The following is a 12,830-nucleotide window of genomic DNA, read 5'->3' as shown; positions in this document are numbered from 1 at the left end:
CTCGAACCGGTTGAGCACCGCGGCGTCCGCCCGGGACGCTAGCCGCGCAGCCTCTTGCCCAGGGCGCGCTTGACCGTGGTGGCCAGCAGGACGCGCATGCTCTGCTGGGCGCGGTTGGCGGCGGCCAGCTGACGGCGCAGCGTGCTGACGTCGCGCCGCAGCTCCACCGCGCTCTTGCGCCAGCGCCCCGCCTCGTCGCGCCACTTGGTCACCTGCGCGCGCAGCCGTTCGGCCTCCTTGGCCAGCCGCGCCGCGTCGGCCTCCGCCTTGAGCCTGGCCCGGTAGGCGCTGCGGCGGCCGAGCAGCTCGGCCGCCTCCTCGGCGAACCCGTACGTCTCGCCCTCCACCCACGCGACGCCCGCCACGTCGTCCACCGCGTCGTCGAGCTCCTCGCCGGGGCGTACGACGATCCGCGCCCGGGCGAAGGAGGAGGCGCGCTCCAGCCGGGCGGCCACGACGCCGTCCTTCGACTCGTGGAGCAGCACGTTCACCAGCCCCAGCCCTTCGCCGCGGGCCAGGTCGAGCAGCCTGGCCAGGCTGTCCTCCCCCGGCACCCAGCCGGCGGGCAGCCGCAGCACGTACGGCACGCCAGGGTCGACCTCGCCGGAGACCGCGAGCCGTACCCGGCCCTCGTGCAGGTAATGGCCGTGGACCAGCACCAGGTCGAGGTCGGGGTCCTTCAGCGGGGCCCGGCGCTCGCGCTCAAGGGAGTCCCAGGGACCGACCACGACGATGGACAGGTCCAGCATGGTGCCCGCCAGCAGGGCGTCGACCGTGGCGCGGACCTGCTCGTAGCCGGCGGTGCCGTCGACGACGACCGCGACGTACGGGACCTTCCACTGGCGGGAGGGGTGCGAGCGGAGCCACCGGTAGGCGGGGATGCGGTCGGCGACGAACGCGTAGCTCACACGGTCGATGGGCCGCTGGTCGCGCATGCGCATGGTCGGCCCGAGATGGTAGGCGCGGGCCCTGGGTTCCGGTACGAACACCGCCCCGGCCTGGTAGAGCCGGTAGCCCATCTCCGTGTCCTGACCGAGGATCAGCTCGTCGTCCATCGTCCCCGCGACGGCGATCAACTGGGCGTTGACCGAGGTCGCGCCGCCGACGTGCAGGCTGAAGGGGCGCTGGGTGTTGTCGGTGAGGCCGTTCGTCCGCTCGATGAGGTCGACGATCCAGGCGTGCGGCTCGGCGGGCTCGAACGCCTTCTCCAGGTCGTCGGGCAGTTCGGCGGGCAGCGGCGCGTCGGTGAACCTGATGTAGCTGGTCACGGCCAGGTAGGGCGCGGCGTGGTGCCAGCGCATGTGCGCCTCGATCGAGCCGGGAGTGAGCACGACGTCGGAGTCGAGCCAGTGGATCACGTCGCCGGTGGCCTCGGCGAGCCCGGCGTTGCGCGCGCCGGCCCGGCCCGGGTCGTGGCAGACGATCAGCCGGGTGCCTTCGGGGCGTTCGGCCGGCAGCCGCAGGGGCGGGGAGCTGCCGTTGTCGACGACGATGACCTCGATCAGCCCGGCGGGGTAGGTCTGGCGCGCGAGTCCGGCCAGCGCCAGGTCGAGTTTGTCCTGGCCGCCGTACGCGGGCACGACCACGCTGACCCGCAGCGTCGGCGTGTAGGTCTCCGGCGGTTCGAGCATCCGGTAGTCATTGCCGCGAACCCTCATGCCGCTTCCAGGAGCAGGCTCGGCGCTCATGCCGCTTCCAGCAGCAGGCTCGGGCGGAAGCCGCGCCACTGGTTCGTGGCGACCTTCAGGAAGTGGGCGAGCGGGAGTTGCCAGGTGTGCTGGTCGCTCAGCGTGCGCCGGAGCACGTAGCCGAGGCCGTGGGTGCGGTAGATGCTCGCCCCCGCCGCCTGGGCGGCCTTGAGGAAGTCCCGGTCCACCGCCCGCGGCTGAGCCGGAAATCCGCCTAAGTCCTGAAATATCGTTCTTGAGGCGAGAATCGTGCCACCCGCGACATGATCGCTGGAGACCTCGCTCGGATAAGCGGCTCCGCTGGCGAACGTGGTGCGCCTGATCGTGGCGTGCAACGGCTCCAGGTAAAAGAATTCGGCCGTCGTGCCCACGATGTCGGCCCCCGAATAGGACGCCGCCATGATCAGGTCGGCGAGGTGGTCGGGGCCGTACCAGTCGTCGTCGTCCCACTTGGCCACGTAATCGCCGGCCGCCAGGGCCGCGGCCTCGTTCAGCACCTCGCCGAAGGACGTCGTGGCCGGAGCCTCGACCCAGCTCACGGACAGGGGGCAGCTCTCGACCGCCCGCCGTACCTGCTCGAAGGGGACACCGTGCAGGCCCAGCAGCACCTCTATGTCGGTGTCGCGCTGCCGGGCCATCTGCGCGAGCGCCCCGGCGACCAGCGCCGGGCGCCTGGTGGACATGACCACGCTGATCCGCGGCGTACGCGAGGGCGGCAGCCGGTGGGTCAGGCGGCGCAGCCGGACGCTGTGCTCCTCGCGGCGTAAGTCGGCCAGTGACCTGGGGCCGGTCCCGGTGTGGGCGAGCCAGTCGCGGTCGGTGAGCAGCGCCGCCAGCTCCGGGGGGACCCACGCGGGGGCGTCGTCGGCGGTCAGCGGTACGCCCGCCGCCGCCAGCCGGACCAGCCCGGCGAGTGGCACCTCACGATCGGGCCACTCGATCTCCAGGCCGCGCAGCGGACGCAGTGACGGCACATCGGGCTCATGACCGTCGACGGCCCACCCGGTGAAGGCCCCGGGCAACTCGGCGGGGCGACCCTCACTCCAGTGCAGGCGGGCAAGCCCCTTCTCCGGCGTACGCGCGAAGCCGCAGGGGGTGACGGACATGGTGCTCCTCGACCGACGGGGACTCAGTCCGCGCCTACCTTACGCCGGTCTGACACCATCTGAGATGTTGAGTTCACCTTAGGGGTTGATGGCCGTGCGGACGGCGATGTGAGCTGAACTACCAGGATCCTCCCAGTTTTTGTCCAGGAAGCTATGGCACGGTAGTGGCGAATGTTTATTAAGGTGTCAATATCCCATTGCCGCCAGATACGACATGACTACGAAAGGTATGCGCGGATGTTCTCGCCCCGCCGACTGGCAGCGACCGCCGCAATCCTCGGAGTTCTGGCCGTCGCCGTGCTCGTGCTGCTCGTCCTCACCGATCTGCTCACGCTCGGCGCCGCCGCCGCCTCGGGGGCGTTCGCCGTCACGCTGGCCGGGCTCGCCGTGCTCGTGCTGACCGTACGACGCCTCGACGGCAAGGCCCAGCGCATCGACCTGCGAGCCAAGAAGCACGAGGCCGAGCTGGCCAAGACCGCCACCGCGCTCAAGCGCATCGAGGGGCGGCTGGACCGCCTGACCGAGGCCATCGAGCAGTCGGCGACGCGGCGCGAGGAGGACCTCGGCGCGATCCTGGCCTCGCTGGGCGAGGACCGGGTCAACGCCATGACGCGGGCGCGAGAGGTGGAGGAGCTGCGCGAGGAGGTCCGCGCGCTGGCCAAGGACCCGGTATGACGCGGATCAGGCACAACGACTGGGGAACGCTGGAGCCGCCGGCCATCGGCGCCTGGCGGCCCGCGCTGACCGTCTCCGTGGTGATCCCCGCCTACAACTGCGCGCCGGCACTCGCCCGGACCGTGGCCGCGCTGGCGGAGCAGACCTATCCCGCCAGGCTGGTCGAGGTCGTCGTCGCCGACGACGGCAGCCAGCCGCCCATCGACCTGCCCGGCGTCCGGGTCGTCCGGGTGAGCGAGGGCTGGGGACGCGGCGCGGCCAGGGAGACCGGCCGGCTCGCCGCCACCGGCGACGTGATCCACTGGCTCGACGCGGACATGGTCCTGGCCCCGGACCACCTGGAAGCGCACATGCGCTGGCACCACCTCATCGACCACGCCGTCGTGATCGGCGACACCCGGTTCGTGGCGGCTTTGGGCGAGGAGGGCACCCGGACCGAGTACACCCGCGCGACCCTGGAGTCCACCAGGATGCTCAAGGGCGCGGGTTCGAGCGCGTACCTGCTGCACACCGGCGCCTCCTCCTCGGTCCGCGCCGACCTGCTGCGCGAGGCGGGCGGCGTCGACCAGACCCTGAACATGGCCGAGGACACCGAACTGGGCTACCGGCTGGCCCAGGCCGGAGCGGTGTTCATCCCCGACGAGCAGGCGCGTGCCTGGCACGTCGGGCAGTCGACCGTGATGCGCCGCGAGAAGGACGTACACCGGCACAACTGGTCGTTCCTCGGCGATCTGATCCCCGATCTGCGCTGGCTGCGCGGCCATCCGCGACGCCGCTGGCTCGTGCCGTACGTCCAGGTCGTCATGGCGGCGACCGGCTACGAGGAGACGCGCGCCGGAGTCGACTCCGCGCTGGCGGGCACGATCACCGACACGGCCGTGGCGATCGTCGGCCCCTGGGACAAACTGACGGACGAGCGCCGCGACAGCCTCGACGACCCGCTGCTCGACCTGCGCCTCATCCACAACCTCTACCGGAACGAGCCGCGCGTCACGTTCGTGCCGGCCGCCCCCGACTCGGCCGCCCCCGCCCCCTTCCTGCTCACGCTCCCGTCCGGCTGGGTGCTGGGCGCCGACACGCTGTCCCGGCTCGTACGGCTGGCGGAACAGGACACGCTGGGACTCGTCTGCGCCGCGCTCGCCGAGGCCGAGACCGGGGTCGTGACCGCCAGGCTGGAGCGCACCGCGGCCTTCTCCCGCGCGGCCCTGTTCCACGGGGGGACCGACGACCTGGTGGATGAGATGTTCGGGTCGATCTGGGTGAGCGGGGACGAGTACGGCTTCACCACGGAGGACCAGGCCGAGCCGCTGGCCGGAGACCCCGCCAAGTGGCGGGCGCTGGCCGGCAAGCGGCAGAACGAGGTGAAGGAGCTGCGGGCGGAGATCGACCGGCTGTCGGCCGAGGTGGACCGCCTCTCGGCCGATCCCGCCCCCGACCCCGCCGCCACCGGACCGCTGACCTCGCTCATCAGGCATCTGCGGAGCGCCGGATGATCCGCGAGCTGCTGGCCGAGATGCCCAAGGCGCGCATCTTCCTGGCCGGGGTCGAGCACGAGGTCACCGCCGTGGACCTGGACCGGGACCTGCTGGAGCCGTCGGCGGACACGGAACGGGTGCACGAGGTGCTCATACTCGCCCGTACCCCCGCCGACCTGCGCCGGGCCGCCACGCTGCACAAGCTGCTGCCGGAGGCCCGGCGGGTGGTCGTGGCCGTGCTCGACACGCCCGCCTCCCATCCGGCCCCCGTGCCCACTCCGACGCCCGCGCACCGCTGGCGCTCGCTCACGGATCTGCGGGTCTACCAGCCGAAGGACCGGGTGTGGGTGGTGGACGCGCGATTCTCGGCGCCCACGCCCGCCGGCCGTACGGTGACCGCGACGGCTCGGGCGTTCGCCGGGCACCGGCTCGACGTCATCACGGCGCCCGCGGCGGCGATCGCGGGCGTCGGCGCGGCGGCCTGGCGTCCCGGGGACCCGAACGCGACGCCCGCCGAGGTGACCGGGCCGGTGCCGGAACGGGTCGGCGCCCCGGGCAGCGACGTCGTGCTCCGCACAGTCGACGCTTCCGGAACAGTTTCTGGAATGGCTTCCGGATCAGCCTCCAGATCCGAAGAGGGCGCGGACGACACGGTCGTGGCCGGCTGGTCCGGGTCGCAGACGCCGATCGAGCGGCCGACCGCGCGGTCCGCGAGCTGGGAGCGGCTCGGCCGTCCCGGCGGCGCCGGGCTGTCCCTGGCCGACCCCGACGTGCTCGGTCAGCCGTCCATGATCCCGCCGGTCGACGAGCGGCTGGTGAACCCGCAGGGCTTCGTCACCACGCCGTCACGCGGCCTGGCGTCCCTGGTGGAGCGCGACGGCCGCTGGTCGGTCGTGCTCGACGGGAAGGTGGTGACGGCGTTCGCCGAGTCGGGCGGCGTCACGGACGCCGACGTGGGCCGGCTCAGGCAGCTGCGCGGCGTACGGATCGACTGGCACCACGCCCACAGCGGCCCCCTCGCCGCCGTCCGCGTGCTCACCGGCCTGGCCGCGGCCGGCGTGCCGCTGGTCGCGGACACGGTGCCGCGCTGGGCGGGCGCACTCGGCGACGAGCTCGCCCGGCTGCTGATGTCCGATCCCGACCTCACCGACGAGCTCCGCCGCGAGGAGCACAGCATCCGGCTACGCCGCGAGGCGCTGCGTACCCACGGCGTCGCGGCCCGCTGGGAGCAGCTCGGCGCCCCCGCCCCCGCTCCCCCACTGACCTCGGTACTGCTGGCCACCCGGCGCACCGACATGGTCGGGTTCGCGCTCGACCAGGTGGCCCGGCAGCGCGACGCCCAGCTCGAAGTGATCCTCGCCCTGCACGGCGTACCCCAGGGCCATCCGGACGTGGCCACGGCCATCGCCGCCTTCGACGGCCCGCTGACCGTCCTGGAGGCCGGCCACCAGGCGGTGTTCGGCCAGGTGCTCAACGACGCGGCGGCGCGGGCCTCGGGCTCGTTCCTGCTGAAGATGGACGACGACGACTGGTACGGCCCCGACTTCCTGGCCGACCTGCTGCTCGCGCACTCCTACTCGGGGGCCCAGGTGGTGGGCACCGTGCCGGAGTTCGTCTACCTGTCGTCGATCGACGTCACCGTGCACCGCAGGCAGATCACCGAGCAGATCACCAGCTTCGTCGCGGGTGGCACGATCCTGGTGGAGCGCTCGGCGTTCCAGGCGGTGGGCGGTTTCCGGCCGCTGCGCCGCTCGGTCGACACCCAGTTCCAGGAGGCGCTGCAGGCGGCGGGCGGGCAGATCTACCGTACGCACGGGCTCGGCTACATCCTGCGCCGCGGCCCCGCCGCCAACCACACCTGGCAGGAGCCGATCGGCACGTTCCTGCAGCGCAACAGGAACCAGTGGCGCGGCTTCCACCCCAGCCTTCTCATGGAACTACCGTGACTCCTCGCATCCGGCGCAACGACTACGGGGTGCTCACTCCGCCCCTCCTCGGCCGGTGGACACCCGAGCTGACCGTCACCGTCGTCATCCCGGCCCACGACCGCCAGGAGACCCTCGACCTCACCCTGGCCGCGCTGTCGGCGCAGAGCTATCCGGCCGAGCTCATGGACGTCATCGTCGTGGACGACGGCAGCGCGGTGCCGGTTCGCCTGCCCGACCTCGTCCCGGCGCGTACCCGCCTCATCACCAGCTCGCCCGGCGGCTGGGGCCGGGCCTGGGCCGTCCAGACCGGCGTCGACGCCGCCACCGGCGAGATCGTCTTCGTGCTGGACGCCGACATGGTGCCCCATCGCCACCACGTCGAGGCCCAGCTCCGCTGGCACCACCTGGCCTCGTACCTGGTCGTACTGGGCTGGATCGACTTCACCGCCGGCGACGTGCTGCCCACCCCCGGCGAGGTACGCCAGGCGCTGGAGGACGGGCACGAGGACAAGCTGTTCCCCCTCTCCCCGCACCGCCACGACTGGGCCGAGAAGATCATCCTCGACCACGACGGCCTGCGCACCGCCCCGAACTCCCTGGCCACCCGCATCCACGTCGGCGCCACCGCCTCCTACCCCGCCGCGCTGCTGCGCTCGATCGGCGGCCTGGACACCTCTCTGGTGCTGGCGGAGGACACGGAGCTCGGCTACCGGCTCACGCAGGCGGGGGCCGTGTACGTACCGGACCCGGACTCGCGGGTGTGGCACATCGGGCTGCCGACGGCCATGCGTGATTTCCTGTCGTTGAAGCGGTACAACGACCCTTACGTGGCGGACCGCGTACCGTACCGGCGCTATCTGCGTACGGACCCGGGCCGGCAGTGGCTGGTCCCGTACGTGGACGCGGTCGTCCCTGCGGCGGGCTATGAGGACGTCCGCGCGACGGTCGACGCCCTGCTGGCCGGCTCGGTGCCGGACGTGGCGATCACCATCACGGGCCCTTGGTCCGCGCTGGGCGACGGCCGCCGCTCCCCGCTCCGCGACCCCGACCTGGACCTCCGCCTCATCCACGCCACCTTCGAACACGACCCCCGGGTACGGCTGGCCGACACCGCGGAGCCCTCCGGCGTCGTGTCACCGTTCCGCCTCCTCATGCCGCCCGGCTGGGTCCCGGCTCGCGACACCCTTGAACGCCTGGTCGACCACCTGGAAGAGCACGACGGCGGTGCCCTCTGCGTCGCCCTCGACGAAACCGACCAGGGCGTCACCGTGGCCAGACTCGAACGCACCGCCGCCCTCTCCCGCGCCGCCCTGGTAGTCCGCCCCGGCGAGCACCTGGACACCGTCCTGGACGAGGTCTTCGGCCTGGAATGGGTGGACGGCGACACCTGGGGCTTCGCCCGCCGCCCCCCGATCTACCCACCGCGCCGCCGCCCCGTCCCCGAACTGGACCGCGTCACGACCCAGTACGAGAAGGAACTCACCCGCCTGCGCAAACGCACCACCCTCATGCAGGCCGAACTCGCCCAACTCCGCAGGGAGGCGGGCAAAGGCCGCAGGGACGCGGAACGGTGGCGCGAGAAGGCCGAGTCGTGGCGCCGCGAGGCGGTCCGCCTGTCCCGCGCCCAGGACCGCACGGTACTCAAACGCGCCGTCCAACGAGTCCGCAACCTGGCCTTTCCCGACAGCTGACCCGCAAACGGGGCGCTTCACGCCTCGGGAACTCAGACTGTGCCCAGTGGGGGCGCGGCCCCCACACCCCGCCCCACTGCATGGCCTTCGCCAATGGGAGGCGCTTCGCGCCTTTGGAGCTCAGACTGTGTCTATTGGGGCTGCGCCCCAAACCCCATCGAGGGGCTGCCGCCCCTCGAGCTCCCCGCCCCGTGGGCCGGAGCGGATGGGCAGCGAAGTGACCGTAGGCCGAGGCCTGGCAAGCCACGTTGGGGAGCACACGCGAGTTGTCGACGATCAAGGGAGTGCGTCATGAGCGTGGTCCTGCTGCCAGGCGACGTCTTGCGCGTTCCTACCGTCGACACATTGCCTCACGGGGCCACAGCGCACGGCACTCCTTGCCGGATGCCGATGTGCCCACGCAGTGCTTAGGGCCAGGTCATGACCAGCTGGGTATGACGTTTGCGGAAGATGCGGCCTACGGCAAGCGCAGGCGGGGCGGCCTCGGCGGGGTAGAGGGTGAACGTCGGGATGGGGTGGTCTCGCCAGTGGCGGTCCCAGGTCAGGACGTGATCGTGAAGTTGCCGGGCGAGCGGGCTGCTATTTCCCAGCCTCGATCTTCTTCTTGCGCTTGTGACGAAGCCCCTTCAGGACCAGCGATTGGTCACGGTGACCTCGTGCCGCATCCAGTCGGACACCGCTACGTTCTAGCAGCTCCACGATGTTGATAACTGACTCTTGGAGCTGTCGTGTCTGCTCTCCCGAGAGCACTGCCGCAGGCGGGGCAGCAGGCGCCAATGCCGCTGCTTCCAATCCAACCTTGCGCAACCACGCGCTCAGTTTCATTCCTGCTGCCGATGCGGCTTCAGTCAGCAAACCAAGATCGCCGGGGCTGACCCGCACTGATACGACACGATCGAGGACGGCAGGTGCGGATTCTTCAGCTACCTGCTCGCGGTTGTCATAGAACCATTGGGCACGCTCGGCCTCATCCATCTCAGCGATCTTCCGCGCAGCTGGATCATTCTTCCTCAAGACGAGCCCTTCTTTGGCGTGTCGTATGCGGTAATTGGTCGCGCGATCTCCAGTTCGTATTTACCCCAGTCACGCCTCCTAGCGACGGGATAGACAACCACCACGGTGACACGTCGCCCAGCATCGGTGACGCCCACCACCAGGTAGTGATCAACGATGGGCATCCCATCCCTGCGTGACTGCCGCACCTCGGGCATGTTGCGAACAACCTGTTCGATCTCGTCGCGTGAGACGCCATGCCCTTGTGCATGGCTCAGGTTCCCCTCATCCCATTCCAGTGGCAGCTCGATGATCGGGAGCGGCTTGCTCATCAACGACCTTTCATGTCATACATACTACCCCATCGTCGTCATACGAACCATGCTAGCGGCAGCCCTGCCAGAGGGTCTTGCGAACAATCCCAAAGCGCTTCGTGACTGGTAAAGGACGATGGGGCGGCGAAAACCCAAGCAACGAAGGCAGCAATCGCCGCAACAGACGCGTCGTCCGTTTGGACCGCCTTTCGTAACCCCAAGCCGTATCTTCCGGTTCCCCCGCGAGTTGCGCCATGAACGGGTTCGGCGTCACGCTTCCCGTGCTCTGCGGATTCATGCGGGAGCCGCAGGCCCACGCGGCTGCGAGGGACCTGACCGCATGGGACGTGAGCCTGGAGTCCAAGATCGCTCGCGCCCATCGGCAGTGGTATGCACGGGTGGATGAACGAGCCGGACGCTGAAGTGGTTCAGCCTGCCATGCTCAAACGTCCAGTGGATTCAGCCCGTTACGGGGGCGTGGTCCGGCCGGACAAGACCGTGCGGTGGGCGGCGGACGCGCTCAAACAGGTCAGGCAGCTGCGTGGACGATCCCCGGATACGTGGCCCACACCGACCGCCTTACCCGAGTCGCTGGACGAACTCGCCAAGTTGCTGACCGAGCTGGGATGGGACGATCTCGCCTGCCTGGCTCGCCGGGAAGAACTGGCGGTCTATCGGACATTGTCCGACGTCCAGCCGGGCCTGTTCGCTGACCAGATCGTCCACGCCTTGGCCGCGTTACGACGCGCCTCATGGAGTGCAAGCGGTATGAGGAAGCACTCGAGGTAGTCGAAGAGCTCCTGCGGCTATCGGAAACCAGCCGATCCGCACAGGCGGAGGCACCTGACGCGCGCTACTGGCGAACGCTGCTCCTCACCACGCTCGGGCGCGAGCAGGAGGCGGTGGCGTCCGCGGCCGAGGCGGTGAGCGAGATTCGCGGACGGCTTCAGCACGCGGGGGCCACATCGGCCGGCTTCGAGCTCATCCACGCGCCGGCGACCTATGCGGATCGCCTGGACAAGGTCGGCCGCGTCGCCGAAGCCGCCGAGGTGAGCGCCGAGGTCATGGCGGCTTGGTGGCAACAGGCCGACTCGACGGTTCAGTTCCTCCAGACGCTGGACGTGTACAGCGAACGGCTCGTCCAAAGTGGGCAGACCGAACAGGCGCACGCGTGCATCGCCTTCGCCAATGGGGCGCTTCGCGCCTTTCGAAGCTCAGACTGTGTCTATTGGGGCTGCGCCCCAAACCCCATCGAGGGGCTGCCGCCCCTCCCAGAGCGAGTTCTGGCTGGTCCTGCATGCGCTGCGCGGTCATGACCTGGCGCCGCCTTACCTTGAGGACGTCGCCGAGTTGTTCGCCGAGGCCTTCGCCGCTGTCCTGACTCGGCGCGCCACCCGACTGATCCGCCTACTGGGAGACGAACACGCTGCCGGGCAGGTCTATCGGTGGCTGAGCGGACGATACGGTATCGGCTGATCGTTTGGCCGGAGACACCGCTGGCAACCATTGTCCGAGGATGGCCTGGCTGCGAGACAGCAAGCTATGCTGGATTGTCGACGATGAAGGGAGTAGCCATGAGCGTGGTCCTGCTGCCAGGCGACGTCTTGCGCGTTCCTACCGTTGACACATTGCCCAACGGAGCCAAAGTGCACGGCACCCGCGATCTGCAGCCGGGCGACCCAGGCTACGAGATGTGGCTGCCGTGGGCGGAGCCCGAAGAGGCGCAGTGGGGAGAAGACCCCGACGACGCGGCGATTCTCGCGCGTTGGCGCGACGCGGCCAGCGCCTAACCAGCCGCGTGCAGCCTCGCTAGCGCAGCGGCGTCCTGGCTCCGCAGTGGTTGCGCACCTCTATGGCCTCATCGCAGTCATCCGATGCGTACACCCTGACCAACGGGCAAGTCGACCACTACGCGGACCGCGAGAGCCTCGATTCTCACCACGCCATACCTGTCCTGACGCATTTCCTTGCCACCTACGATCGGTGGCCTGGCGTTGCGTGGCAGAACGACGGTGAAGAATCAGAGACCGACCACTCGGACTGAGACAGGCATGCTTGATGAGGCAACCTCATTCCGGGCTTGTGCGACCGGTCAGGTCTTTCGCGCGCAGGACGGCGAGGAGTTCGTCGTCATAGACGCCGAGCTACGGGCCGTACAGGCCGACCGGACGCGGGTCGGCGGAACCATCCGGTGCAGCGGAACACGGCCAGGCGGCGGTCCGCATCACTGGGTCAGTCACGGGCGGCCAGGGGCTTGGAGAATTTCTGGTGCGCCAGGAGCGCAGTCCGGTGTTTCATGAATCAGATGACCGACGAACCGCTGGAACGACTCCGCGTCGCCGTCCGACGCACCCGTGAACTGGCCCTGAACCGGGGGGCAACTGGCCTGGGCCACGAGGAGGCCGACGACAATGTCGGCACGTTCGGCACCGACAATGCCCTCGAGTTCGATCCGTTCCCCCTGCTCGAAGCCCTCCACCGTAGCGGCGTCCGGGTCGTAGTGATCGGGCAAGTCGCTGGCATCATGCATGGATCCGCCGAACTGACCGGCGATCTGGACCTGCTTTGGGACGGTTCCCCGGCCCATGCCCCGGCCCTGGCGGCCGCCTTCACCTCCGTCAACGCCCAACTTACCGGCGAGACGGGCAGACCCTTGGCAATTCACCCCAGGTCCTTTCTCTGCCCCAAAGTTCAGTTCACATCACCCGGAGCCAGCGGTGACTGCTGCACCCCCGCGCTTCCTTGGGGAAACCTTCAGGTCCGGGAGTGCCTCGACCGCGCGGGCACCACGGTCGGCCCCGGCGGCCTGGAAGTTCACTACGTCTCCCGAGAAGACCTGATCCAGATGCGTCGCGCCCTAGGCCGGCCCAAGGACCTCCGTCGGGCAGACGAACTGGACTCATCCGCCTCGGAGCACAGAGGTTGACGGCTGAGGTTGACGGCTGAGGTTGACGGCTGAG

Annotated in this window: 12 protein-coding genes; 8 read left to right on the top strand and 4 right to left on the bottom strand. The window is 69.9% G+C overall.

The genetic code is table 11. The features are described 5' to 3' along the window. Nucleotides 1-38 precede the first annotated feature (38 nt). Both AB0B61_RS02875 and AB0B61_RS02870 read right to left on the bottom strand, forming a co-directional pair. The gene (locus AB0B61_RS02875) at nt 39-1,658 is read right to left on the bottom strand and encodes a glycosyltransferase (RefSeq protein ID WP_358426985.1); all 1,620 of its coding nucleotides are present in this window, start codon (nt 1,656-1,658) and stop codon (nt 39-41) included. A gap of 26 nt (nt 1,659-1,684) precedes the next feature. Next, nucleotides 1,685-2,794 carry a glycosyltransferase family 2 protein gene (locus AB0B61_RS02870; RefSeq protein ID WP_358426982.1) on the bottom strand — a complete coding sequence of 370 codons (1,110 nt, stop codon included), beginning with the start codon at nt 2,792-2,794 and terminating at the stop codon, nt 1,685-1,687. A gap of 237 nt (nt 2,795-3,031) precedes the next feature. Between AB0B61_RS02870 and AB0B61_RS02865 the strand changes: the two genes are divergently transcribed. Genes AB0B61_RS02865 through AB0B61_RS02850 form a run of 4 tightly spaced genes read left to right on the top strand, consistent with a single transcriptional unit; the run spans nt 3,032 to nt 8,563 of the window. Then, a complete protein-coding gene (locus AB0B61_RS02865) occupies nt 3,032-3,469 on the top strand; it encodes a hypothetical protein (RefSeq protein ID WP_357942626.1) in 438 nt (145 codons plus the stop codon). Beyond that, a complete protein-coding gene (locus AB0B61_RS02860) occupies nt 3,466-4,962 on the top strand; it encodes a glycosyltransferase family 2 protein (protein WP_358426979.1) in 1,497 nt (498 codons plus the stop codon). Before AB0B61_RS02865 ends, AB0B61_RS02860 begins: the two co-directional genes overlap by 4 nt. Beyond that, nucleotides 4,959-6,890 carry a glycosyltransferase gene (locus tag AB0B61_RS02855; RefSeq protein WP_358426976.1) on the top strand — a complete coding sequence of 644 codons (1,932 nt, stop codon included), beginning with the start codon at nt 4,959-4,961 and terminating at the stop codon, nt 6,888-6,890. Before AB0B61_RS02860 ends, AB0B61_RS02855 begins: the two co-directional genes overlap by 4 nt. Next, nucleotides 6,887-8,563, top strand: coding sequence for a glycosyltransferase (locus AB0B61_RS02850; protein WP_358426973.1), 1,677 nt, complete (start codon nt 6,887-6,889; stop codon nt 8,561-8,563). The genes AB0B61_RS02855 and AB0B61_RS02850 overlap by 4 nt, the downstream gene beginning before the upstream one ends. Nucleotides 8,564-9,142: 579 nt before the next feature. On the opposite strand, the gene AB0B61_RS02845 is transcribed toward AB0B61_RS02850, so the two are convergent. After that, nucleotides 9,143-9,538: a hypothetical protein gene (locus AB0B61_RS02845; protein ID WP_358426970.1), complete on the bottom strand. Its 396-nt coding sequence runs from the start codon at nt 9,536-9,538 to the stop codon at nt 9,143-9,145. Between the two features lie 35 nt (nt 9,539-9,573). Beyond that, nucleotides 9,574-9,888: a hypothetical protein gene (locus AB0B61_RS02840; protein WP_358426967.1), complete on the bottom strand. Its 315-nt coding sequence runs from the start codon at nt 9,886-9,888 to the stop codon at nt 9,574-9,576. 384 nt (nt 9,889-10,272) lie between these two features. Here AB0B61_RS02840 and AB0B61_RS02835 point away from each other — a divergent pair, with 384 nt between their 5' ends. From AB0B61_RS02835 to AB0B61_RS02820, 4 genes are all read left to right on the top strand, one after another. Continuing rightward, complete coding sequence (locus AB0B61_RS02835) at nt 10,273-10,659, top strand: hypothetical protein (protein ID WP_358426964.1); 387 nt, start codon at nt 10,273-10,275, stop codon at nt 10,657-10,659. Further along, a complete protein-coding gene (locus AB0B61_RS02830; RefSeq protein ID WP_358426960.1) occupies nt 10,623-11,186 on the top strand; it encodes a hypothetical protein in 564 nt (187 codons plus the stop codon). Before AB0B61_RS02835 ends, AB0B61_RS02830 begins: the two co-directional genes overlap by 37 nt. A 258-nt stretch (nt 11,187-11,444) precedes the next feature. Then, nucleotides 11,445-11,660 carry a hypothetical protein gene (locus tag AB0B61_RS02825; RefSeq protein ID WP_358426957.1) on the top strand — a complete coding sequence of 72 codons (216 nt, stop codon included), beginning with the start codon at nt 11,445-11,447 and terminating at the stop codon, nt 11,658-11,660. A 515-nt stretch (nt 11,661-12,175) separates the two neighbouring features. Next, nucleotides 12,176-12,796, top strand: coding sequence for a hypothetical protein (locus tag AB0B61_RS02820; RefSeq protein WP_358426954.1), 621 nt, complete (start codon nt 12,176-12,178; stop codon nt 12,794-12,796). Nucleotides 12,797-12,830: the final 34 nt, after the last annotated feature.

The organism is Nonomuraea sp. NPDC049158, assembly GCF_040648335.1.
In the GTDB taxonomy this organism is placed as follows: Bacteria; Actinomycetota; Actinomycetes; order Streptosporangiales; family Streptosporangiaceae; genus Nonomuraea.
The sequence above is the reverse complement of the archived record's forward strand: the minus strand, read 5'-3'. Positions and strand labels throughout refer to the sequence as shown.

Coding starts and splice junctions, on each gene's coding strand:
- AB0B61_RS02835 (WP_358426964.1), top strand. CDS start 10,273: ATGAACGAGCCGGACGCTGAAGTGGTTCAGCCTGCCATGCTCAAACGT.
- AB0B61_RS02820 (WP_358426954.1), top strand. CDS start 12,176: ATGACCGACGAACCGCTGGAACGACTCCGCGTCGCCGTCCGACGCACC.
- AB0B61_RS02830 (WP_358426960.1), top strand. CDS start 10,623: ATGGAGTGCAAGCGGTATGAGGAAGCACTCGAGGTAGTCGAAGAGCTC.
- AB0B61_RS02845 (WP_358426970.1), bottom strand. CDS start 9,538: ATGGATGAGGCCGAGCGTGCCCAATGGTTCTATGACAACCGCGAGCAG.
- AB0B61_RS02840 (WP_358426967.1), bottom strand. CDS start 9,888: ATGAGCAAGCCGCTCCCGATCATCGAGCTGCCACTGGAATGGGATGAG.
- AB0B61_RS02825 (WP_358426957.1), top strand. CDS start 11,445: ATGAGCGTGGTCCTGCTGCCAGGCGACGTCTTGCGCGTTCCTACCGTT.
- AB0B61_RS02875 (WP_358426985.1), bottom strand. CDS start 1,658: ATGAGGGTTCGCGGCAATGACTACCGGATGCTCGAACCGCCGGAGACC.
- AB0B61_RS02860 (WP_358426979.1), top strand. CDS start 3,466: ATGACGCGGATCAGGCACAACGACTGGGGAACGCTGGAGCCGCCGGCC.
- AB0B61_RS02870 (WP_358426982.1), bottom strand. CDS start 2,794: ATGTCCGTCACCCCCTGCGGCTTCGCGCGTACGCCGGAGAAGGGGCTT.
- AB0B61_RS02855 (WP_358426976.1), top strand. CDS start 4,959: ATGATCCGCGAGCTGCTGGCCGAGATGCCCAAGGCGCGCATCTTCCTG.
- AB0B61_RS02865 (WP_357942626.1), top strand. CDS start 3,032: ATGTTCTCGCCCCGCCGACTGGCAGCGACCGCCGCAATCCTCGGAGTT.